Here is a 23,884-nt window from a genome sequence, read left to right on the forward strand (position 1 = left end):
CTATCAGCATGATGCCATTCATCATTCTGATAGAGGTTTACAGTATTGTGCTAAAGAGTATCAAGACGTGCTTGAGAAGAACAACATTAGACCGTCTATGACAGATGGCTATGACTGTTATCAAAATGCTTTAGCTGAACGCGTTAATGGCATTTTAAAGGATGAGTTTTTAATTCATCAGTGTAATACGTTAGATGAGCTAAGAGTGCTCGTTGATGAGTCGGTTTATATTTATAATCATATGAGACCGCATTTAAGTTTGAATATGAGAACGCCTTTCGAGTTTCATCAAAGTTATGGGTGTTCTGCATAGAAAAAACCAGATACACGGGGTATCTGGCTTGTTTTAAATCATCAACCTATTTTAGGACGAGACAGACATAAAATTATTGAGCAAATCGGCTATCTTCAGCAGGCTCAATCAAAAACCTTAATCCTCTGTCTGATATCTGCGCGACATATACCTTGTCCTCCACTACGCTCACCGCTTGTTGCTGCTCACTGGTCTCTTCAAAATTAGCGATTACTTGATTAATAAGCTTTGAAACTGACTCTTTCGCCTGATTGGCATCGACGTTAGTATTCAATACCTGCATAGAAGCCGCAGTGAGTTCAATTAATGAGTTTGCTTCGGTCTTGATGCTGTCATTTACCGGCATGGTATAGGTTAAATCTTCTAATTTGTCGTCTTCACTTACCTCACCGACAACGCTGATCTGATGGGTATAGTCGGTAATAAATACCTTGTCGCTATCACCTTCTGACAAATCTGTGATAGTTTTGTCTGCAAACTCTGTCTCTTGCAGTAGCTTGTTAAGCGTCTCACCATAAGTCTGCACACTGATATCAAAGTTTGGCTTCTTGGTAAGTTCGGTATGAGAGCCTGACGAGGTTCGGGTCATTTTTTGATGTCCGGGTGGCGCGACTTCTTCGGTATTTGCCGACCCTGTTTCTTTAGACTCTGTTTCAGGTCCTAAACCACACCCTGTTAGTAATAAAGTCGTAGATATTAAGGCGGTTAATGCGCTATTTTTCATAAGAGTATCCTCGGTATCAGATGACAATCCACCCGTATAATTTATTCTATCAATGAGTTTATCATTTTAAAGATGACTACTAATAACTGCTGCTGTCAACGATAGCGCATTACCAATAATATCTATAAAAAACCCCACAGATTCAAATAGAATTCGCGGGGTTTCTTAACATTTATATACCGTTACTAATGACCCAGATGGGCATTAGTAACGCAGTGGTCTTAACCGCGAACGGCATTACCCCACGTTGGTACAACCATTTTCATCAATGGTTTTAATAGCTTCACGTTACAAGCAAAGATAGAGCCTGTTTCCATCGCATTGTGTGCGCCGTTGTGGTCAACCACCACACCGCGTGCCTCATTTACTAAAAGCTCGCCTGCTGCGATATCCCAAGGCTTTAACTTCATCTCGAAGTAACCGTCAAAACGACCGGCCGCAACATAAGATAAATCTAATGCAGCAGAGCCTAAACGACGTACTTGACCGCCTTCTTCAGCGATTTTTTGCAAGGTCGCAAAATGCTCTTTGGCATAAGACACCACTTTATCGCCTTCTTGACGCTCAAGTGGATGACCGGTAGTAAATAAGCCGCCCTCGATAGTTTTGCGTTGGCTAACTTGTAAACGGCGCTGATTTAACCGTGCGCCTTTACCACGGCTGGCTGAAAACATCTCATCACGGATAGGATCATAAACGACACCATGCTCAGTAACGCCATTGTGCTGTACAGCGATAGAGATACAGAAGTGAGGAACGCCGTGTACAAAGTTATGCGTACCATCAAGTGGATCAATAACCCAGCACCACTCAGCGTCGCTACCTTGACCTTCTTGCAAACCAAACTCTTCACCCAAGAATGAATGATTAGGGTAGTTATACTTTAAGGTTTCAATCGTCAGCTCTTCACTGAATCGATCAATCTTAGTCACTAAACCCTCAAGACCTTTAGACTCAGTATCAAATTCAATTTTATGACGATTTTGATGCGCTTTAAGAAGTTCAGCACCTACTTTTTCAGCAGCACGGGCTGCAATGACGACCATTGGTTCCATAATTTTCCTATTTACTTTACGAGATGTATTGAAGTGTCAGTTGGAGGTTTGATTAAATTTACGGCTAAGGGTAGTTGATAATAAAAGTCAGCCACCTTGCCTGATGGGTATATGTAGTAGAATGCTCATCATAGATAACTGATGAGTGCTGCTCGTTTATTTAGCTAATATCCATTCTAAAATAGAGAGGACATAAGGTGATAAAAGAGCAGCGGTTAATCTATTCTACTTAAGATGTAGCATCTGTTGTAGCTTATTTGTCACGCCAGCGACATCCAAACCACAGTCTGCTAATTGTTCATCATGACTGCCATGAGCAATAAATTCATCGGCAATACCGATATTTTTGATACGTAAATTAGCAGCAACATTTGATGCTTGATTCAGCAAATATTCATTGACTGCGCTGCCAGCACCGCCCATAACCACATGTTCTTCTAAGGTCACAATATAAGTATAACCTTGATCAATCAACTGATCTAACAACTCGCTATCGAGCGGCTTGACCCAGCGCATATTGACCACGCTAATCTCAAGGTTGCTATCGTTATTATCTGCTGAGACAAGATTCTGAGCGGCTTGATGCGCTGTGGCGACCATAGAGCCGAAGCCTAATAAAGCAACTTTGGTTACTTCATCTACATTTGATTGATCAGCTGTGTTATTAGAATGATAAACTGCATCTATCACAGCTTTACCCACCGTAAATTGTTGCGCAGGCTTATCTATAGCAACTCCAGGACCTGTGCCCCTTGGGTAGCGGACTGCGGTTACGCCTTTATATTCATAACAAGTATTTAATAATTGATAACATTCGTTTTCATCTTTGGGCGTAGCAATCACTAGGTTTGGCACGCAGCGCATATAGGCTAGGTCAAATACGCCAGCATGGGTTGCGCCATCTTCACCGACCAATCCGGCACGGTCGATTGCAAACATCACATCAAGATTTTGTAGTGCTACATCATGAATAAGCTGATCATAACCGCGCTGCAAGAAGGTTGAATAGATAGCGACAATCGGCTTAACCCCTTGGGTTGCCATACCGCCTGCCACAGTCACTGCATGCTGCTCTGCAATCGCCACATCAAAAAAACGTTTCGGGAATTTTTGAGCAAATTCCGTCATACCAGAGCCTGATTCCATTGCAGGCGTGATTGCCATTAAGTTAGCGTCGGTAGCCGCTTTATCACAAATAAACTCACCAAATACTTGGGAATATTTCTTTTTGTGAATGGGCTCAGCAGATGCCTTATCGGCTTTGTCATATTCTACAGTTGCTTCTGACTGTTTGGGGGCTTTACTAATAGCATGGTAGCCAACAGGGTCAGCTTCTGCAGGTACAAAGCCTTTACCTTTAACGGTATGCACATGTACCAGTACCGCGCCTTTCAAGTTTTTAGCGCGCTCCAATACTTGTGTGAGCTTAACCACATCATGCCCATCAAAAGGGCCAAAATATTTGAAGCCAATTGCTTTGAATAAGTTGTCTGCAAATAAGTCATCTACGATTTTATTGGCAATTTTATCAGGCAGCCCTTCAAGATCGCTTGGGCGTGGTATGGTGCCCTCAGCAAACTGCTTGGCAATTTTCGTAATGATTTTGTTAGGAATGCGCGCTGACCAATCGTTAATAGCACCATTTGCCATATGCACATAATGACGGAAACGCTTGTCTGCACTGTCAATGGTACGCTTAGTTAAAACAGGATTACCTGACTTATCGATATCAATTGCCAGACCGCGCTGCCACAAGACAGCTAGATGCTTCGAGAACCCACCCGTGGCTTGAGAGATTGACATATCATTGTCGTTCAATACGACCATGATATCGGCATCTTGTTGCACCGCATCATTCATGGCTTCAAAGGCCATCCCGCCGGTCATCGCACCATCGCCGATCACACAGGCGACTTTTGCTTGCTTGCCTAAATGACGCAGGGCAAGACTCATGCCCAAGCCGGCTGAAATAGAAGTAGAAGAATGTCCAACACCAAAGGTGTCGTATTCTGACTCTTGAAGTTCTGGAAAAGCAGTTAATCCATCTTTCGAGCGAATGGTCGATATACGATCACGGCGACCGGTTAGCACCTTATGTGCGTAGGCTTGATGTCCCACGTCCCAGACCAGCTTGTCATTAGGTGCATTTAATACATAATGCAGAGCAATGGTCAATTCAACCACGCCCAAATTTGCACCAAAATGTCCACCGCTTTGACCGGCTGAATACAATAAGTATTCACGCAGCTCGTTGGCAAGGGTTAATAGTTGCTCTTGGTTTAATGGCTTTAAATCAGCAGGCGAGTCTATGCTATCTAATATAGGTGTGATTGGACGCACAGTAGGAATGTCGCTAAATAAGCGCATCCCTGCGGACACCTTTTTCGCAGCATCACTTAAGCCTTTATCTGTATCACCTTTTGGCGATGAATTAACTTTTTGCGAAGGCGCAGACACGGGCGTAGTGGGGTTAGATGATTGCTGCATAGACCTTACAAAACCTACTAATCTTATTGTAGCGACACTACTTCGGCAGTTGATATTACAGTGTCATATCAGGGCGGCCGACAGTCGAGATAGAAAACCTCTGCTTGACTGTTTGGTAGCATCAGCGTGAATGAATATGTGTAGAAATAATCTGCCTGATATCGCTAAGGCACCCTTATAAGATATCAGAGCTGTGCATCTTCTGCACCAGCATACAAGCTTACTATCGCCTCAATCATCTACCCTAGATAAGCTAAAAGCGTATCCAACCCTCATTACAGGTGTGATGAGTCTTAGCAACCAGTGATAACAACAGGGTACGATATACAGCCTTTACCAAAATAATAAATATATAGTAAGCACATAAGAACAAACCCTAGTAATATTACTGAGCCTGACTTAAGCAAACACTGTATCAGAATTAAGAGTATGGCATAATAGCATTTTTTTTCATTTAACGCTTTAGTCATCCTGTTTCATATGTGAATTTTCTATGTTTTTAATTTAATTCTCGCAGCAGTGCCCCTATATATATCTAAAAGAACCTTAGATAAGACAGCGTCACGCTTTTTAAAATTATCAACCTAACGCTCACTCTTATTCACGAATATGACTATTTAGGTCTGTAATGTCTCAAAAATCCTTGAAAAATACGATCCCTTCACCCTACCACTTTGTCAGCAAGGCCAAGTTGCCTACAGCGCATGGCGAATTTGATATTCATGTCTTTGAAAATGATGACGGCCAAGAGCACGTACTGCTAACCTGCGGTCTACCCTTGCCTGATGACAAAGAAACAGACTCTGCCGACCCAAAAGCGCCATTGGTGCGTATTCACTCTGAATGCTTAACCGGCGATGCGTTTTCTTCTTTAAAATGTGACTGTGGCCCACAGCTAAATGCGACTATGAAAGCAATTCAAGCCGAAGGTTGCGGCGCTATTTTGTATCTGCGTCAAGAAGGCCGCGGCATTGGTCTGACCAATAAAATACGTGCTTATGCTTTACAAGACCAAGGTCACGACACTTTAGATGCGAACTTAATGTTAGGGCTACCGGCTGATGCGCGTACTTATGAGATGTGTAAACCGATGCTTGACCATGTGGGTGTAAGCAAGCTGCGCCTAATGACCAATAATCCTGAAAAATTAAGCTATCTAGAAGATTTGGGCTTTGAAGTAGTCGAGCGTATTCCTCTAGTAGTGGGGCTAAACCCGTTTAATGTGGATTATTTGGCCACAAAACGTGAGCGTATGGGCCATTATCTTGCTAATGACATATCATCATTGGTGTTTAAGCCGACCTCTGATTAACAATCAGAGGTCGCGCTGAGCCATCACTTCTTATTAGAACCTGTATTCATAAGCTACAGTTATGGTATTTTTAGAATAAAATGAGACAATACGAGGCAAAATTGGGTTGAATAGTCATTCTATTCGAGCCGAATTTTAACAAAGTAGTGGCTTGTTTTAGGCAAAAAGAGCCAATTATAGCTTGTGAATACAGGTTCTTAGACCAGATACATCAAACGTCGCAAAACACGTAAACGGAGCCTAGTATGACCTCACAAAACGGTAATCAGAATCCAAATATTGCTAACCCGAATGCGAGCGATGGGAATAACCCAACGGCACAAGATATCGAAAGGGTTCGTCAGTTTTTAGTGACGCTACAAGCCGACATTTGCAAGGCGCTAGAACAACAAGAAGTAGATGGCGGCGGTACGGCAACCTTTATCGCTGATGATTGGAAGCGTCCTGAAGGCGGTGGTGGCCGTTCTTGCGTTATGGCCGACGGTAAAGTCATTGAAAAAGCAGGCGTGATGTTCAGTCATATCCAGATTAATAACCTGCCAGCATCTGCTACTGCTCGCCATCCTGATATTGCAGGCCGTACCGCTCAAGCTATGGGTGTGTCATTGGTTGTGCATCCGCGCAATCCACACGTACCCACAAGCCATGCTAACGTGCGTCTGTTTGTGGCAGAAAAAGAAGGCGAAGCGCCGATTTGGTGGTTTGGCGGCGGTTTTGATTTGACGCCATTTTATCCAGTATTAGAAGACTGCGTGCATTGGCATCAAGTGTGTCATGATTTATGCGCGCCTTTTGGTGATAGTGTCTACCCTGACTTCAAGGAATGGTGTGACGACTACTTCTATCTACGTCACCGTGATGAGCAGCGCGGAGTTGGCGGTCTATTCTATGATGATGTCAATACCGAAAGTCATGGCTGGGATTTCGAGACTTGCTTTAAATTTATGCAGGCAGTTGGTCAAGGCTATCTAGACGGTATTCTGCCTATTTTTGAGAAGCGTAAGCAGCTACTGGTCACTGAAGAGCAGCGTAATTTTCAGCTTTATCGCCGTGGCCGTTATGTTGAATACAACCTCGTCTATGACCGTGGTACCTTATTTGGCTTACAAAGTAACGGGCGTATTGAGTCTATCTTAGTCAGCTTACCGCCATTAACCGGTTGGCAATATCGTTATGAACCAGAGCCGGGTACACCAGAATATAAGCTAACTGACTTCTATCTTAAACCTCAAGACTGGTTGAATTTAGAGTCAACTGCAAAGTAGATTAGACTTAATTAGTTGTTATTATTAGTTATTAATAGTCACTAGCCGTTTCTATATCAAAAATAGACAGACGTCATCGCATCTGTCTATTTTTTTGTCTAAGTATTTATTTTATATAGTCGTAGTCAGATATTTGAGATACAAGGCAACCGAGCGCAAGTACTACAAATGTAGGCTTAGCGAGGTTAACACCGTACCTCATTTATATGACTATGACTATAGCTATCACTCATGATAAGGGGTGTAGTATTTGCAAAAACGCCTCAACTCTTTTGACCAGAATGAGCTTTTCAAGAAGTTATGCTAAATGCTAATATTGGTTTGTACCCTCTTGTCTATCGTATTTGAATAACACCTAAAAAGGATTTAGCCATGCAAATAAAGTCATTATTGCTAGCCACCCTACTTCCGTTAAGCTTAACTCTTGCTGCCTGTAATAGCAGCAATACCGCTTCTAGCGATGCGATTGAAGCGCGCGAAGATACTATGAAAAATTGGAAAGACGCCAAAGACTCTATGGAGAGTCTATTAGAAACGCCAGACGCTTTTGATGCTGAAAAGTTTAAATCAGAAGCGCAGTTTTTGGCAGATGATGCCAGTAAGCCTTGGCAGTATTTCGCTGATGAAAATGAGGTTGGCGGCGCTACCCCTGCGGTCTGGTCTGATACAGAAGGATTTCAAGCAGCAGCCACCCACTTTGAAGAAGCGACTGCTGAATTAAATAGCTTAGCGCAAAACAACGCTTCAGTTGATGAGTTGCAAGCTGCCTTCACTGAGGTTGGCCAAAGCTGTAAGTCATGCCACGAGACATTTAAAGCACCTAAGGATTAATCTAAACAGCTATTACAGCTAATTATTGTAAGACATAAAAAAGCGCCCTGATAAACTATCAGGGCGCTTTTTTATATAGGCATTAAACCTAGTTTTGAATAGTCGCTTACGTCTTACTCTTCCCAGTACCTTTTGCTTGGATATCAACCACCTGTTCTGCCAAAGCTTTGGCTGAACCATCACTGAAATCCAAGGTGCGAATAGGAAACGGAATATTCACATCTGCTTCATCTAAGTAATCTTTGACTTCGACAATGACTTCATGAATAGAGGCCACTTTGTTCGCCTGCGTGCCGTCATCAATATACCATCTGACTTTTAAGTTGATACTTGAATCACCAAACTCAGTAGCAATCACTGACGGCTCTGCTAATTTAGAAACCGTTTTAGCATTCTCTAACGCTGCTAATATCGCTTTTTTTGCACCGCGGATATCATCATTATAGCCAATACCGACGGTCATCTCTAGGCGACGACGTTTATAAGCCGTATTGACTGTTAGTGCGCCAGTATATAGCTGCGAATTTGGAATAACCACCTGACGTCCATCATAGGTACGAATCGTAGTGGCGCGAACCTTGATGTCCTCTACCGTGCCCTCATAGTCACCTGAGATAATCTGATCGCCAATTTTGAAGGGTTCAGATAACAGCAGTAGAATACCGGATAATAGGTTTTGGAAAATATCTTTGAATGCAAAACCAATGGCCACTGACCCAATACCTAGCGCACCGACCAGCTTAGCCGGAGTGAAACCAGGAATGGCAATGACCATGGCAATCATAAAGCCAACAAACAGAATCAAGGCACCGCCAATACGCTGAAACACGCGCACCAAATTACGGTGGGTATGACTTTTACTTAACAGCTTAGTGACTAAACTTTTGAAGATACTGGATAATAGCCAGAACAACAACAGAACAATGATGGCCACAATAAAATAAGGCACCCGAGCCATAAAATCATCAAACATGCCATTGGCTGCTGATGCAATGGTTTGATACTCGTCTATCTTATCGCTTACTTTATCCGTTACCTTTATATCTGGCATCCACTCACCCTTAGTTTATTTCCATTATTATCGACGTAGAATTAACCCATTAAGTCCGCTTGTACAATCTCAATCCAATAGCCATCTACATCTTTAATGAAGGCGATATTTTTCATCTTACCATCTTCAGGACGCTTTTTGAACTCAACGTTATTTTGATCAAACCAAGCGACGGCTTCTTTTAAATTCGGCACGCTAAAGCAAATATGACCAAAGCCTTGTGGCTCGCTATTACCATCATGATAGATAGTGCCTTCCTGTGTTTCAGTACCATAGTTGTGCGTCAGCTCCAAAATACCGCGCTGACGGAAGGTGTAAATGGCTAAATCTTCATTTTCAGGAAGGTTCGCACGCTCCTCCTCAGTTAATTTGGCTAAGAAGTACAAATCAAACTCCATTTCTGGAAACTTCTTAATGGTCAATAGCGTCATACCCAATACACCGGTATAAAATTCTAATGAGGCTTTTGGGTCTTTAACGCGCAGCATGGTATGGTTAAACGTATAGCCAGTCGTTGCTAAAGGGATAGGCTGCACACCGTCTACGATGGTAGATGATTTTGGTTGGTCAACATGATTAACAGACATGGTTGCTCCTTTATTTAGTAAGTTATAAATACAGACTTCATTTAACTATTGATTATCGACTGATAGAGGGCACTTAATCTGCCAAGAATTCAACTTTACCTGTGGTCAAATCGTACTCGGCACCCACGATAAGTAGCTCACCGCTACGGTGCATATCCTCTAACAAACGCGAACCGTGCTTTAACTGGCTAACCGACATGCGCACGTTTGCACTAATTGAACGGTCAATTAGTTCTTGTGCATCAATATCTGTGCCTGTTGCTGTGGCAAGCTCGTGCAAGTTATAGACACTTGGGCGAATACGATCAACAATAGATTGCAGGTTTGGTGTGTAATTCTGATCTGGGTTAATTAACGCCTCTACACAGGCCGTTACTGCACCGCAATGAGAATGTCCCAATACCACTACCAGACGTGTGCCGAACTTTTCTACCGCAAATTCGACAGAGCCAATCTGTGAGGGCGCGACTACATTGCCGGCAACTCGAATAACAAATAAGTCACCTAAACCTTGGTCAAATACGATTTCTACCGGTACACGAGCATCAGAACACCCTAGAATAATCGCAAACGGATCCTGCTCTGAAACCAACTCTGGGCGTTTTTGCATTTTTTGTTCGATATCTGTCAGGCTCTCAACATAACGGTGATTGCCTTTTTTTAGCCATTGCAGTGCCTCTTCAGCGTTTTTCGGGCGACTTGATGCAGAGTTTGATGTCATAAATAAGATCTCTTGAGTCAGTATGATTTTGGATAAGTCTAGCGTGTATAAAAATAAGGTGTTCATTTTATCACAGGGTTTTAGATTCTCCGCAGTGCAATACAGTAACCTGAAAATCTACTACTAAAAACCTGTTAATAAATCATCTATCACCGAGTTGATAAACTAATATGACTGCTCTTGACTCAGCTCAAGATACGCCGCTCGAACTTCTTCAACCTCTTCTGCATTAAGCATATTCTCAAGATTGCGCCAAATTGCGTGATAACCAAAATTACCCTGCGTCATCTCTTCTTTGGCATAAGCTATCGACCAGCCCTGTATCACAACACGGTACATGGCGATAATAATACCGGTTCTATCAGCACCATGATAGCAATGTACCAGCACTGACTTACCTTGGCTTTGCAGACTCCTAATCTGCCATAGGATATTGGCGATACGCTCTGGCGTCACATACCAAGTCATCAGCGGACAATTATAAAAGTCGACCTGCTTGAGCTCAGGTAAATCAGAAAAGCGCTGCTCATTATCATTACGATCAAAGAATCGCAGATTAATCACCGCATCAATTTTGTGCTTGGTAAGTAGCACTGCTTCATCCGCCTCTAACTGCTCACTGCGATATAATCTATCATCTACCTTAAACAGGTTGGCCAAATTATGTAGAGATTTTGCCCACCTTGGTAGCTGCTTTTCGTCATTTGAACGGTTCTGTATTTGAGTCATTTTTACCTTAAATATATGGATTAAAACATGCAATAATTTTAGCTTGACCTGACTATAGCATTATTGAGTTACCAATAAAATTGACGCAATAAAAAACCCTCACAATGGAGGGTTTAGTAGCAAAAATTCACAAAACATAAAAGCAAGTGGGATAATTAATATCTCTGCTCGACTCCCTTAATACTACACTTCTAAGTAATCTAAAATACCTTTTGCCGCTTCACGACCTTCCCAGATGGCAGTTACCACTAGGTCAGAGCCACGTACCATATCACCGCCTGCAAATACTTTTGGATTCTTGGTCTGGAATTTAAAGGTTTGCTCTTCTGGGGCAACTACTCGGCCTGAATCATCGGTCGCAATCTCATTGCTGTCGAACCATTCAGAAGGGCTTGGACGGAAACCAAAGGCCATAATCACCGCATCACATTCGATAATCTCTTCTGAATTTGGAATCGGCTCTGGACGCTGACGACCACGGTTGTCTGGTTTACCTAATTGTGTGGTCACTACTTTTACGCCAGTTACTTTACCATTTAGACCAACGATTTGTGTCGGCTGACGGTTAAATAGGAACTCAACGCCTTCTTCTTTGGCATTTTTTACTTCACGTAACGAGCCAGGCATGTTGGCTTCGTCACGGCGATAAGCACAAACCACACGCTCAGCACCTTGACGAATCGCTGTACGGTTACAGTCCATCGCGGTATCACCGCCGCCTAATACCACCACACGCTTGTCTTTCAGGTCAATATATTCTTCTGGGTTTACTTCCCAATCGTTGCAGCGATTAACGTTAGCAATCAGATAGTCTAATGCATCATAGACACCTTCTAGCTCTTCTCCAGGGTAACCGCCGCGCATATAGGTGTAAGTACCCATGCCCATAAAGATGGCATCGTACTCCTCCATAAGTTCATCAATGGTCACATCTGTGCCCACTTCCGTGTTTAAACGGAACTCAATACCCATGCCCTCGAAGATGGTGCGGCGATTGCGCATCACTTGTTTTTCCATCTTAAACTCTGGAATACCAAAGGTTAATAGACCGCCAATCTCAGGACGCTTATCAAACACTACCGGCTTCACGCCAGCACGGATTAAGATATCCGCACAGCCAAGGCCAGCAGGGCCAGCGCCAATAATAGCGACTTTTTTATCGGTCCACTGCACGTCACTCATATCCGGACGCCAGCCTAAGGCAAACGCAGTGTCATTGATGTATTTTTCAACATTACCAATAGTCACGGCACCAAAGCCATCATTTAGAGTACACGCGCCTTCACACAATCTGTCTTGTGGACAAACGCGCCCACAAACTTCAGGTAAAGTGTTGGTACGATGACACAATTCGGCCGCTTGGAAGATTTGACCTTCGGTAGCCAATTTCAACCAGTTTGGAATGTAGTTATGTACTGGGCATTTCCATTCACAGTACGGGTTACCACATTCTAAGCAGCGATGTGCTTGTTGTGCAGCATCTTGCGATTCAAATGGCGTATAGATTTCTACAAACTCGGTAGAGCGCGTGACGATGTCTTTTTTCTCAGGCTCACTACGCGGCACATCTAGAAATTGAAAGTTGTTATTAATACGCTTCATTAGGGTTTTGTCTCCTTAAGTTGGTATTACAGGTGGCGTCAGTGTGGCAAAAGATAACTGTTTGCTGCCTGTAAAACCTGCCACAAGAGGGATTGCTTCCTTACTTGGACAAAATATATGGGGGATAGTTATAAAGTGATGACACAGTTCATTATTTACTTGCTAACCAATCTAGCGTTTGCATTCACTTTACATCTATCCGGTCGCTATCGGGTTCACGTATCGGTACGTCTTTACTACTTCGTGTTCAAGCCAAACTTATTTTGACTAACGGCACACCTCATGACTCATATAATCAGTTGGTATGCCACTTATGCCAAGTTAAAACAGCTGCTTACTGTGGGTCAGCCGTTGTACTATTCAGTAGCGACGCAATATTGGCCGCTTTTGGCTTCACTAGGAACACTTTACGCACATAATGCTCAAAGTCCGCTAGGATTTGACGTGCCCAAGCGCTGCCTGTTTTTTCAATATGCGTCTCGATAATTTGCTTCAAGTAGATACGGTGCTCTTCTGTTTGTTCACTTGAGATACGATGTAAATCGATTAACTCATGGTTACAGCGATCAAAGAAGGTATTATCTAAATCAAGCACAAACGCAAAGCCGCCTGTCATACCGGCACCGAAGTTCAGACCAGTTTTACCCAGTACAGTGACCACACCGCCTGTCATATATTCGCAGCAGTGATCGCCCACGCCTTCAACAACCACATGCGCGCCTGAGTTACGTACCGCAAAACGCTCACCTGCCGTACCCGCAGCATATAACTTACCGCCAGTGGCACCGTACAAACAGGTGTTACCGATAATCGCTGTCTCTTGTGAAGCAAAGGTTGAGCCTTTGGGTGGATAGATAACGATTTCACCACCGGCCATGCCTTTACCCACATAGTCATTAGCATCGCCTTCAAGCTCAATATTTAAGCCGCCCGCGTTCCAAACACCCAAACTCTGACCGGCAGTACCTGTAAGATGTAGAGTAATTGGCTTATCAGACATACCAAGGTTACCCCAAACTTGAGCAATCTCACCAGATAATCTGCCACCAATTGAGCGGTCACAGTTACCGACTTGATAGCTAAAGCTGCCGCCTTTACCTTGGCGAATTGCAACAATAGTATCTTCTACTATTTTCTCAGCCAGTAGACCTTTATCAAATGGCTCGTTTCGTTCAACTTGGCAAGTCTGCGGTTTGCCTTGTGCAGCTGGATGGCTACGTAATAGTGGCGATAAGTCTAAATTACGCTGCTTATCTGTCGTACCTTCTAACAGCTCTAGTAAATCTGTACGACCAACCAGCTCTTCCATACTGCGTACACCTAAGAAGGCCAACCATTCACGGGTTTCTGTCGCAATAAATTTGAAGAAGTTAATCAGCATTTCTGCTTCACCGATGAAATGCTCGTCACGTAAACGCGCTTGTTGAGTTGCCACACCGGTTGGACAGTTGTTTAAGTGGCAAATGCGTAGATATTTACAGCCCACTGCAATCATTGGCGTGGTACCAAAACCAAAGCTTTCAGCGCCTAAGATAGCGGCTTTCACCACATCAAGACCGGTTTTTAGACCGCCGTCAGTTTGCATACGTACTTTATCACGCAGGCCATTCACACGTAGCGATTGATGCGCTTCGGCTAGACCAAGCTCCCAAGGCGAGCCGGCATGGTGAATGGATGATAATGGTGAGGCTGCTGTACCGCCGTCATAGCCTGAAATAGTAATTAAATCAGCATAAGCTTTAGCAACACCGGTCGCAATGGTGCCCACGCCTGGACGTGATACCAATTTAACCGATACCAGCGCATCTGGGTTGACTTGTTTTAAATCAAAAATCAGCTGTGCCAAATCTTCAATTGAATAAATATCGTGATGGGGTGGTGGAGAGATCAGCGTCACACCAGGTACTGAATAACGCAGACGTGCAATTAATGAGTTTACTTTACCACCTGGTAGCTGACCACCCTCGCCTGGTTTTGCACCCTGAGCAACTTTAATCTGCATCACTTGTGCCGAACGCAGATAAGCAGGCGTTACACCAAAGCGACCTGAGGCCACCTGTTTGATTTTTGAGTTACGTATCGTGCCGTAACGGGTTGGGTCTTCACCGCCCTCACCAGAGTTTGAACGACCACCAATGGTGTTCATCGCCATAGCAATGGCTTCGTGCGCTTCTGGCGACAATGCGCCAAGTGACATACCGGCTGAATCAAAGCGTGGCAGGATGCTCTCGATATCTTCAACCTCATCAATATCAATACCATTTTCTGATTTTAACTGTAGCAAGTCACGTAAAGTGGCTACAGGACGTGTATTAACCAAGTTGGCATATTCACGATAATTTTCGTAATCACCAGTACGCACTGCTTTATGCAGTGTGTTAATCACGTCTGGATTAAACGCATGGTATTCTTTGTTGAATACGAACTTCAGCATACCACCTTGATCTAAAGGCGTACGGCGGCTGAATGCATTTTTTGCAAGTATCGCTTGGTCATGTGCTAAATCAGCAAAGGTTGCGCCTTTAATACGGCTTTGAACGCCTTTAAAGCACAGCTCAACGATTTCCTCAGATAGGCCCACAGCTTCAAATAACTGAGCGCCCCGGTAAGACACAATCGTTGAGATACCCATTTTTGATAGAATTTTTAATAGGCCTTTATCCAAGCCTTTACGGAAGTTCGCACGCGCTTGTAATGGGTCGCCTAATAGCTCGCCAGAGGCGACTAAATCAGAAATCACATCATACGCAAGGTATGGATATACACAGGTTGCACCAAAGCCGATTAAGACCGCTACTTGATGCGAGTCACGCGCCACACCAGTTTCAATAATTAAGTTGGCATCGGTACGCAGACCTTTTTCAATCAAGTAATGATGCACAGCACCAGTTACCATAATCGCATTAGCAGGTACTTTACCTTTCTCAATCGCTTTATCTGACAGGATGATAATCGTATTACCATCTTTAACAGCGTTTTCAACTTGCTCGCAAATCTGTTTGATTGCGATATCTAGTGTCAGTGATTGGTCATAGTTGATATCAATACGCTGACTTATAAAAGCAGGGTCATCCAGCGCTTCAATCTGCTGCATTTTGCTTGGTGACAATACAGGCGACGATAGGATAATACGGTGCGCATCACGCGGCGTTGGGTTAAAGATGTTGGTCTCAGCACCCAAACAAGTTTGCAATGACATCACAATCGATTCACGTAAGGGATCGATTGGTGGGTTAGTCACCTGAGCGAACTGCTGACGGAAAAAGTCTGCCACGTTACGCACTTGCTTAGACAACACAGCGACTGGCGTATCATCACCCATAGAACCGACAGGCTCTTGACCATTTTCGGCATTCGGGCGAATAATTTCGGTACGCTCTTCATTGGTAATGTTAAACATTTTTTGTAAGGCTTTAAGCGGCTCACCGCGCACGCCTTTTTCTAACAACTTCTCTTCAGCTTGTTCAACATCACGAATACGCGTTGCTTCTTCGCGTAACCATTTGCGATATGGATGCGCCTTTTTCAGACGGTTACTAATAACCTGGTCATCAAGGACTTCGCCATTTAAGGTATCGATAACCAACATTTGACCTGGTCCGACGCGGCCTTTAGAAATTACATCATCTGGCTCATAATCCCAAACGCCAATCTCTGAGGCAACGGTGATATATCCATTTTTGGTAGTGACCCAGCGTGAGGGACGCAGACCATTACGGTCAAGCATACAGACCGCATAGCGGCCGTCTTGAATAACGAGACCGGCAGGACCGTCCCATGGCTCCATATGCTGTGAGTAAAACTCATAAAACGCACGTAAATCCATATCCATGCTATCAACATTCTGCCATGCAGGCGGTACTAAAATCGACATCGCATGAAACAGACTCATACCACCTGAGATTAACACTTCAAGCATGTTATCAAGGCTTGATGAGTCAGAACCGGTACGGTTAACCAGCGGATGCAGCTGTGTAATCTCTGGAAGCTTCTCTGTTTCAAGCTTAGGTGTACGTGCCACAGACCAGTTACGGTTAGCAGTAATGGTATTTAACTCACCGTTGTGTGCAAGATAGCGGAACGGCTGAGCCAATGGCCAACGCGGCAAGGTATTGGTGGAGAAGCGTTGGTGGAATACCACGATATGAGAATGTAGACGGCTGTCTTGCAAATCGCTATAGAAGGCTGGCAAATCTGATGGCATCACCAGACCTTTATAAATGACGGTTTGGCAATTCAGTGAGGTCACATAAAATAGCTCATCGTCAGTTAGTGCAAGCTCTGCTTTTTTGCGAGCAACATATAACTTACGGTTGAAGTCTTCAACCGACAAATCATCTTCTGCGTTCACAAAGATTTGTTTGAATTGTGGCAATGTCTCACGGCCGATTTCACCAACAATTGATAAATCTACCGGCACATCACGCCATCCGGCAACACTGAGGCCTTGAGCTTCTACTTCTTTATTCAATACGTCTTGGCTCTGCTTGGCAAGCGTCTCATCTAGGTTTAAAAACACCATGCCCACTGCGAAGTTTTCACTCAGCTCAATGTTTAATTCACTAGCAACGGTATTAAAGAAATCAACTGGCTTGGCCAATAATAGACCACAGCCGTCTCCTGTTTTACCATCAGCCGCCACACCTCCACGGTGAGTCATGCAGCTTAAGCTGTGAATGGCTGTTTTAACAAGATGATGGCTTGGTTTGCCCTCAATGTGAGCAATGAGGCCAAAACCACAGTTGTCTTTAAAATCGTCTGGTGAAGCAAGGTAGGATTGAGTGTCGTCAATAGGATGAGGAGGCTGGCTATATTGATAGTTTGCGGCGGTAGGATTGGCTGTAAAATTCTGGGTCATGGCGTGTCCTTTATTTATATAGCGGTATAAAAAAGCCACTACTAAATGAATGTTCTAAATAAGCGCAGTTGCAACATTCATATGACAACTGCGGTATGGAGTGAGCCAAAAAAGAAAGATCGAATTCCGAATGCTTTCTTTATAGTCGCTATAGGGAGTCGGTAAACCAACCTCAATGAGTCGATAAACGCTCAGAGAGAAATCGGGTTATGACTATTTATCATATTATCATAGCGAACTAAATCAAATGACTATAACGCTTTAATGGGCAGACTGTTTAAAAATAATATCGTATAAACAGCAATACCGATCTTAAGCAAGCAAAATAAAGCTAGGATAATCGTCGTGCTTTATCAAGCCTACTTAGTCACTACTTCTTAATCTGTATCAGCCATCTCAAAAAGCGTCTTAAATAATGACTGACAATGACACTATATTAGGAAGATGTGAGTCAATAGTGATATTCACTATCAAGATAATAAATACCTGCGATAACATTCCTAAACGTCAATATAAACCATATTAGAGAAACATGGGTATAAAATCCAGTGAAATTTAATGACCAGCTTGAACTTTTAGTCATAACTTTTTTAATGTAAATCATTCTTTACTGATTGCTTTTTATGACTTCCGGTTATAAGACCGCTTGATTTGTCTTATCATTTGGCTAAAAAAAGCGCTATCTTTTAAGGATAACGCTTTTATATAACAGCAGTATGTAAAAGGATACTTAATAAGCTATTGGGTTTTCTCTTCAATAAGCTGACCAATACTATCGGTACTTGCATTACCGCCACTGTTTGAATTATTGGCAGGACGGTTATTGCTTGGTGCCGGCTTGGTTGGTGGCACTGGCGTTGCTGGTGCGCTCTGAGGTTTCGGGCTGCTATCAGACTTGGGCCGCGATGGCGTTTGAGGCGCGCTACCTTGAGCATTAGACTGATTGGCAACACCCGTATTACTTGATGGTGCTTCCTCCCCATCCACAATCACTTTACGCTCTTCTTGCACTGACAAGGTATCATTGGTGTCATTAGAGTTTCTAATTGGTGATGAACTGGCTGCTGGGCTGTTTGAGCGTTGGCTATTATTACTACTATTATCGTTAACCTCACTGCTACTGCTTGATTGTGACGACTGCGAAGCAGCTTCATTGCGGCGACGTACCGCTAATTCACGCTTAGTCGGCTGCAATCTTACTTGACGCGTACGATTCGATGATAAGTCCTTAATCGGCGCAGATAACTCATAGTTTTCAATCACATCGATATAGGTACTGAGCTGCTCTGGTATTAAACGCACATTTGATGGTAAATCAAAATCTACTGCATCAGCAGTACCTTCAGCGAGCTTTTTGCTACCCACAACGTCATAGGTCAAGATATAACGCGGCTGATCGCTGTCATCACGATAACGGAAATAAGCAAACTTCTCACGGTCATCGCGCGAGTTTAAATAATCAGTGATAATATCATGCTCAGATACATCCATCACTTGAACGGTCCATTTGCCCTTGTTTTTCTTCAGATACCTAGCATCTTTAAACTCAGGCGGATAATCACGCAAATCACGTACTAAAGCATCAAAAGAGATAGGCTGAACTTCATTATCTAGCTCATTTAACTGCTCAATTTTGGTTACTTGACCTAAGGTATTAGCCACTGTCTCTTCTGTTTTCTGTCCTGTCTCTTCTGTCTTTTCATCAAACCCAGGGGCAGAACTAAACATCCATAAGGCCAGCGCCGCTGCTCCGGATAGCAACGCCATAATCAACCAGACACTGGCAACAACGCGCTTTTTGTTCTTCTGTAATTTATTATTAGGCGTCTTTTTAGGCGTGGGGCTTTGTGTGATTGCCATAGAGCAAATCCAGTCAATAGATAGTATAGTAGAATATTTAATAATAAAGAGCATCGTTAACGGTGAAATAGATCCTTAACCCATGTCTCTTTGTGAATTGCCAATAAGCCATTATAACAATTGATATAACGCTTATTAACCAAGTTGAGCCTAAAGAGTGACTCTTATGAGAGTGAGGCTTATGAAACCAAAAGTTGCTTAAGTGGTCTCACTTAATACGGCGTCAAGTAGCGCCGGATCAAAGTCAGCAGTCACAACGGCATCACCGAGTGATTTTAACAAAATCAAGCGTACTTGTCCTGATTTAACTTTCTTATCATGCTGCATTAAGCCCAGTGCCGTTTGGGTATCAATTGGCGGCGGTGCGATAGGCAACTCTGCCGATATCAATACGTTACAAATACGCTGCAGGTCGGCCTCACTAATCCAGCCCATTTGCTGCGATAACTTAGCTGCCTGTACCATGCCCGCAGCAACTGCCTCACCGTGTAGCCATTCGCCGTAGCCTTCATGCGTTTCAATCACATGGCCAAAGGTATGACCAAAATTAAGCAATGCACGCTTGCCAGCTTCTCGCTCATCTTGCTTAACAATATCCGCTTTATACTGACAACATCTGGCCACTGCTTCGGCCAGTACTATCTTATCTAACGCCATTAAGGCACTCATATTTTGCTCAAGCCAATCCAAAAACTTGGCATCCATAATCAGGGCATACTTAATCACCTCAGCCATACCCGCTGACAGCTCGCGTCTTGGCAAAGTAGTCAGCGTATGCATATCAGCGAGCACCATTTGTGGCTGCCAAAATGCGCCTATCATGTTCTTGCCTTTGGGATGATTGATACCGGTTTTACCGCCAACACTAGAATCCACTTGCGACAGCAAAGTAGTCGGGATTTGAATAAAATTCACCCCTCGCATAAAGGACGCCGCAGCAAAGCCGGTCATATCCCCAATGACGCCGCCACCTAACGCCACTAAGGTCACATCACGGCTACAGTGATTGTCCATCAACGCATCATAAATCATATTTATGTGCTGCTGATTTTTATACTGCTCGCCATCGGGCAAGATAACGCTCATCACTTTATAATCAGCCTCAAGCCCATCAACTAGCGCTTGCAAATATAACGGCGCAACCGTCTCATTAGAAACAATCATCACCTGCTGGCCTTTAATATAAGGGGCAATCTCAGCCGCCATATCACACTGACTGGTAATGACAATCGGATAATCGTGGCTTTGGGTATGAACGGTTAAATTGGCTTTCATAATACTCTCTGTGTCAGCTTTCACTGTTAACTTTGTTATTTGCCGCTAGCTAGAATCTTATACTATTTGCAAAAATTAATATAGATAGCTGCTTGCTATCGTATTAATCGGCCTCTGCAAACTCAGGATATTTCTCTTTTAACGCTTCCACCACTTTGCGCAGCATATATCTTGGATAACCCTCACCGGTCTCAACAATAATGTCCGCCACTTCTCGGTATAAGGGGTCACGCACCTCAAACAAAGATTCTAAAACCGCACGTGGGTTCGGCGTTTGTAATAAAGGGCGCGATTTATCTTTGGAGGTTCTTTTTAACTGAACATCAACGTTGGCTTGCAAATAGATAGTAATGCCTTGTTTTTTTAAGCACTCACGGTTTGCTTCTTGCACCACCACGCCGCCACCAGTTGCTAAAACGATATTCGGCAAATCTGTCAGCTCAGCAATGGCTTTTGCTTCACGCTCACGGAAACCTGCTTCCCCTTCTTTTTCAAAAATCCAAGGAATGTCTGCGCCTGTCTGCGCCTCGATGTAGTGATCACTATCTAAAAATTGTCGGCCGAAGTGTTTTGCCAACAGCTTACCAACTGTGGTCTTCCCCGCTCCCATAGGGCCTACAATAAATAATGATGGCAAAGATGATTGCATTATTATCTCTCACATAAATTCACAGATTATACAGACATTTTTGTGCTTAATGCTATTTTGGTACACAACCCCATTAAACTAAATAGCTTATTATTTATCAAATATAGCCCTTTATTATTTGCAAATGGGGTTAAGCGGCACTAAAAGATGACAAATATAAAAACTAATAAAAACTCTCGACCTGCTCATCGATAAGTTTGGGTGTCACAAAAATAAGCAACTCTTGCTTATCATTTCTACGCAAATCCTTCTTAAACAAATGACCCATATAAGGAATATCACCAAAGAAAGGCACTTTTTCGACATTTTTAAAGATTTGATTGCGGTAAATGCCGCCCAAAACAATGGTTTGCCCATCATCAATGGTCACATTGGTACTTAACGTATCGGTATCTATCAGAATAATACCCTGCCCGACTGGATTGGGGCGACCATTTTCAATATTTAATTGTAAGGCAATTTTACCCTCGGGCGTGATATTAGGCGTGACCTCTAAGCTAAGCACCGCTTCCTCAAATTGAGTGGTGGTGCCGCCGCCTTCTGATTCGCTCTGATACGGTATTTTGGTACCAGAAGATACTTTGGCAGTTTGCTTATCCATGGTCAAAATCTTCGGGGTCGAAATCACCTCGCCACGTCCATCTGCCTGCATCGCCGATAACTCTAAATCTATCATTAAATCGGACATACTGAGTAGGCCAAACGCAATACGCCCTGCCGCATTAGACACACCCAAATCCACATTTAAATTATCGGGGCGATGGATAGCATATTTAGGGGAAGACACCGACTTACTATTTATTGTCGTATTCTCTATCGTAAACTGTTTTAAATCAGCCAACGTCTGGGTGCTACCACCGACCAATAAAGTATCATTATTGGCAATGCCTTTGGACAAGACGCCCCATTTAACCCCCATCTCCTTACTAAAGCTATCGGTGGCGCTGACAATACGAACCTCAATCATGACCTGACGCACTGGAATATCTATTTTGGCAATCAGCTCATGTATGTTCTCTAGGCTTACCGCAGTATCTCTGACTATCAGCGTATTGGTGCGCGTATCAACCGTAATACTGCCTCTACCCGATAATAAAGCGCCTGCTTGACTGACCAGAGTCAGCCCTTTAGATGTTAGCGCTTTGGCGGTTAATGGAGCAGATGAGCTTCGGGCTTGAGATATAAGGTTAACCACGTTACCGGCTTTCGCATAATTTAAGCGTACATATTCTGTACGTAGCGGCAGCCTATTTGCTAACTGCTGCTGTGCTTTAAGCGCATTAAGATTACGCTCAGCAATTTCTGCAATGGGCGCGACCAAAATCACATTACCTTGCTTCTGCATCGCTAATTGTTTGCTTTGCAAAATTAGATCTAAGGTTTGGTCCCACGGCACGTTAATCAGGTTTAAGGTTATTTTTCCTGCGACTGCATCACTGACGACAATATTCATCTCGGTAAATTCAGACAGTAAATGTAGCGCACTGCGCACCTCTACATTCTGAAAATCCATCGACATCGGTTGGCCGCTGTATTTCTTTTTGGTCACAACCGGTGTGTGTAACAGCTGTGCCGGCTTTATCGTTAAAGTGAACTGCTTACCAGCTTGATACGCTTGGTATTCAAAATCTTTAGGCATCGAAAGCGTAATAAGCCCCTCCTCACCCTTAGAAGTGCTTTTATTCATCACAGTCATTTTATCGACCAGACCATCATTAACATGATGCTGTCCCAGTAACTGTTGCGGAATAGTCGCACCTAGCAGGCGTATCATGACCTTATTGCCTCGGCGCTGTATATCTAGAGCTGTCTCATCAATCAGCTCAATACTTAGCGTGCCCACCCCTTTTGTTGGGCGGCTATAGGCCAGATTGTCTAAACCGTAAAGCTGACTGCTTTGCTCTTTACCCTTTCGAGTGGGACTCGGTAGGGATTTAAGCTGCTCACTACCATAATTAATGACACTCGGCTGTGAGCTATCTACCAAGCTATTGCCGTAACGATAGGTATTGGCGACTTTTTGCTGCTGGTTAATATTAACCAGCAAACTATCATTCTGAGCCATACTCATAAAGGTCGGGCTTTGTGCGCTAGGGCTTAGATGAACAATCAATCGAGTATGCGCCTCACTACTTAAACTCTCAATTGTCGATATAGTGCCTTGCTGAATATCATACTGCTGTAACGACAATCCATTTGCCACATCATTAAAATCCAATACCAAACGCGACGGATTGTCTAATTGATACGCTTTTGGCATGACAGCTGTCCCATCAAAACCAAGTCGCAGCTGTGTCGAATTATCAGACGACTTATCAACCATTAATCCTGTTAGGGTTTTACTTAGACAAACCTGAAGGATGCTTAGAGACAAGGCAATCGCTGCCATAATAAAAACAATAAAACGCACGCTAATCTTAACGGCCACAGTTACTGCGCCGCCTGTCTTATCTCTACTGAGCATACTCTTCCCTAAAAATGGTGCTGATTATCCAAATGGTATTTCTAATAGTGATAACGCTCGTATCTGATATCCAAATACATGCAGACCTAAGTAATATAAAG

Annotated in this window: 17 protein-coding genes; 4 read left to right on the forward strand and 13 right to left on the reverse strand. The window is 43.4% G+C overall.

Annotation, left to right across the window (positions count from 1 at the left end; translation table 11 throughout):
* A partial coding sequence (locus AC2SLM_RS00830; RefSeq protein WP_486551405.1) for an integrase core domain-containing protein occupies nucleotides 1-313 on the forward strand: 313 nt, incomplete at its 5' end.
* A gap of 73 nt (nucleotides 314-386) precedes the next feature.
* Here the strand turns inward: AC2SLM_RS00830 and AC2SLM_RS00835 are convergent.
* The 3 genes from AC2SLM_RS00835 to AC2SLM_RS00845 form a co-directional block, all read right to left on the reverse strand.
* Nucleotides 387-1,037, reverse strand: a complete 651-nt coding sequence (locus tag AC2SLM_RS00835) for a hypothetical protein (protein ID WP_486541767.1) — start codon at nucleotides 1,035-1,037, stop codon at nucleotides 387-389.
* Nucleotides 1,038-1,258: 221 nt separating this feature from the next.
* On the reverse strand, nucleotides 1,259-2,092 hold the full coding sequence (locus AC2SLM_RS00840; RefSeq protein WP_486541765.1) for an inositol monophosphatase family protein: 834 nt from the start codon (nucleotides 2,090-2,092) through the stop codon (nucleotides 1,259-1,261).
* A 225-nt stretch (nucleotides 2,093-2,317) separates the two neighbouring features.
* Nucleotides 2,318-4,579, reverse strand: a complete 2,262-nt coding sequence (locus AC2SLM_RS00845) for a 1-deoxy-D-xylulose-5-phosphate synthase (RefSeq protein WP_486551406.1) — start codon at nucleotides 4,577-4,579, stop codon at nucleotides 2,318-2,320.
* 628 nt (nucleotides 4,580-5,207) lie between these two features.
* Between AC2SLM_RS00845 and ribA the strand changes: the two genes are divergently transcribed.
* From ribA to AC2SLM_RS00860, 3 genes are all read left to right on the forward strand, one after another.
* Nucleotides 5,208-5,891 (forward strand): GTP cyclohydrolase II, encoded by a 684-nt coding sequence (ribA, locus tag AC2SLM_RS00850; protein WP_486541761.1) that lies wholly within the window; start codon nucleotides 5,208-5,210, stop codon nucleotides 5,889-5,891.
* 245 nt (nucleotides 5,892-6,136) lie between these two features.
* Nucleotides 6,137-7,156, forward strand: coding sequence for an oxygen-dependent coproporphyrinogen oxidase (gene hemF / locus AC2SLM_RS00855; protein ID WP_486551407.1), 1,020 nt, complete (start codon nucleotides 6,137-6,139; stop codon nucleotides 7,154-7,156).
* 372 nt (nucleotides 7,157-7,528) lie between these two features.
* Entirely contained in the window at nucleotides 7,529-7,987 is a 459-nt protein-coding gene (locus AC2SLM_RS00860) for a c-type cytochrome (protein WP_486551408.1), read from the forward strand.
* A gap of 106 nt (nucleotides 7,988-8,093) precedes the next feature.
* On the opposite strand, the gene AC2SLM_RS00865 is transcribed toward AC2SLM_RS00860, so the two are convergent.
* From AC2SLM_RS00865 to AC2SLM_RS00910, 10 genes are all read right to left on the reverse strand, one after another.
* Nucleotides 8,094-9,038 carry a mechanosensitive ion channel family protein gene (locus AC2SLM_RS00865; protein WP_486541755.1) on the reverse strand — a complete coding sequence of 315 codons (945 nt, stop codon included), beginning with the start codon at nucleotides 9,036-9,038 and terminating at the stop codon, nucleotides 8,094-8,096.
* Between the two features lie 41 nt (nucleotides 9,039-9,079).
* A complete protein-coding gene (gene gloA, locus AC2SLM_RS00870; RefSeq protein WP_486551410.1) occupies nucleotides 9,080-9,625 on the reverse strand; it encodes a lactoylglutathione lyase in 546 nt (181 codons plus the stop codon).
* Between the two features lie 73 nt (nucleotides 9,626-9,698).
* The gene (locus tag AC2SLM_RS00875) at nucleotides 9,699-10,346 is read right to left on the reverse strand and encodes a carbonic anhydrase (protein WP_486551411.1); all 648 of its coding nucleotides are present in this window, start codon (nucleotides 10,344-10,346) and stop codon (nucleotides 9,699-9,701) included.
* A gap of 165 nt (nucleotides 10,347-10,511) precedes the next feature.
* Entirely contained in the window at nucleotides 10,512-11,075 is a 564-nt protein-coding gene (locus AC2SLM_RS00880; protein WP_486551413.1) for a dual specificity protein phosphatase family protein, read from the reverse strand.
* 183 nt (nucleotides 11,076-11,258) lie between these two features.
* Nucleotides 11,259-12,677, reverse strand: a complete 1,419-nt coding sequence (locus tag AC2SLM_RS00885) for a glutamate synthase subunit beta (protein WP_486551414.1) — start codon at nucleotides 12,675-12,677, stop codon at nucleotides 11,259-11,261.
* Nucleotides 12,678-13,011: 334 nt separating this feature from the next.
* Nucleotides 13,012-17,535, reverse strand: a complete 4,524-nt coding sequence (gene gltB / locus AC2SLM_RS00890) for a glutamate synthase large subunit (protein ID WP_486551415.1) — start codon at nucleotides 17,533-17,535, stop codon at nucleotides 13,012-13,014.
* 738 nt (nucleotides 17,536-18,273) lie between these two features.
* The gene (locus AC2SLM_RS00895) at nucleotides 18,274-19,395 is read right to left on the reverse strand and encodes a hypothetical protein (protein WP_486541743.1); all 1,122 of its coding nucleotides are present in this window, start codon (nucleotides 19,393-19,395) and stop codon (nucleotides 18,274-18,276) included.
* 198 nt (nucleotides 19,396-19,593) lie between these two features.
* A complete protein-coding gene (aroB, locus tag AC2SLM_RS00900; RefSeq protein WP_486551417.1) occupies nucleotides 19,594-20,670 on the reverse strand; it encodes a 3-dehydroquinate synthase in 1,077 nt (358 codons plus the stop codon).
* A 103-nt stretch (nucleotides 20,671-20,773) separates the two neighbouring features.
* Nucleotides 20,774-21,319, reverse strand: coding sequence for a shikimate kinase AroK (aroK, locus tag AC2SLM_RS00905; protein ID WP_486541739.1), 546 nt, complete (start codon nucleotides 21,317-21,319; stop codon nucleotides 20,774-20,776).
* A 163-nt stretch (nucleotides 21,320-21,482) separates the two neighbouring features.
* A complete protein-coding gene (locus AC2SLM_RS00910) occupies nucleotides 21,483-23,783 on the reverse strand; it encodes a type IV pilus secretin PilQ (RefSeq protein ID WP_486551419.1) in 2,301 nt (766 codons plus the stop codon).
* Nucleotides 23,784-23,884 lie beyond the last annotated feature (101 nt).

The sequence above is a fragment of the Psychrobacter sp. CX16 genome, from assembly GCF_057396245.1.

Excerpts from the sequence above, each read along its gene's own strand:
- AC2SLM_RS00835 (WP_486541767.1), bottom strand. The coding sequence starts at position 1,037 with ATGAAAAATAGCGCATTAACCGCCTTAATATCTACGACTTTATTACTA.
- AC2SLM_RS00840 (WP_486541765.1), bottom strand. The coding sequence starts at position 2,092 with ATGGAACCAATGGTCGTCATTGCAGCCCGTGCTGCTGAAAAAGTAGGT.
- AC2SLM_RS00845 (WP_486551406.1), bottom strand. The coding sequence starts at position 4,579 with ATGCAGCAATCATCTAACCCCACTACGCCCGTGTCTGCGCCTTCGCAA.
- ribA (WP_486541761.1), top strand. The coding sequence starts at position 5,208 with ATGTCTCAAAAATCCTTGAAAAATACGATCCCTTCACCCTACCACTTT.
- hemF (WP_486551407.1), top strand. The coding sequence starts at position 6,137 with ATGACCTCACAAAACGGTAATCAGAATCCAAATATTGCTAACCCGAAT.
- AC2SLM_RS00860 (WP_486551408.1), top strand. The coding sequence starts at position 7,529 with ATGCAAATAAAGTCATTATTGCTAGCCACCCTACTTCCGTTAAGCTTA.
- AC2SLM_RS00865 (WP_486541755.1), bottom strand. The coding sequence starts at position 9,038 with ATGCCAGATATAAAGGTAACGGATAAAGTAAGCGATAAGATAGACGAG.
- gloA (WP_486551410.1), bottom strand. The coding sequence starts at position 9,625 with ATGTCTGTTAATCATGTTGACCAACCAAAATCATCTACCATCGTAGAC.
- AC2SLM_RS00875 (WP_486551411.1), bottom strand. The coding sequence starts at position 10,346 with ATGACATCAAACTCTGCATCAAGTCGCCCGAAAAACGCTGAAGAGGCA.
- AC2SLM_RS00880 (WP_486551413.1), bottom strand. The coding sequence starts at position 11,075 with ATGACTCAAATACAGAACCGTTCAAATGACGAAAAGCAGCTACCAAGG.
- AC2SLM_RS00885 (WP_486551414.1), bottom strand. The coding sequence starts at position 12,677 with ATGAAGCGTATTAATAACAACTTTCAATTTCTAGATGTGCCGCGTAGT.
- gltB (WP_486551415.1), bottom strand. The coding sequence starts at position 17,535 with ATGACCCAGAATTTTACAGCCAATCCTACCGCCGCAAACTATCAATAT.
- AC2SLM_RS00895 (WP_486541743.1), bottom strand. The coding sequence starts at position 19,395 with ATGGCAATCACACAAAGCCCCACGCCTAAAAAGACGCCTAATAATAAA.
- aroB (WP_486551417.1), bottom strand. The coding sequence starts at position 20,670 with ATGAAAGCCAATTTAACCGTTCATACCCAAAGCCACGATTATCCGATT.
- aroK (WP_486541739.1), bottom strand. The coding sequence starts at position 21,319 with ATGCAATCATCTTTGCCATCATTATTTATTGTAGGCCCTATGGGAGCG.
- AC2SLM_RS00910 (WP_486551419.1), bottom strand. The coding sequence starts at position 23,783 with ATGCTCAGTAGAGATAAGACAGGCGGCGCAGTAACTGTGGCCGTTAAG.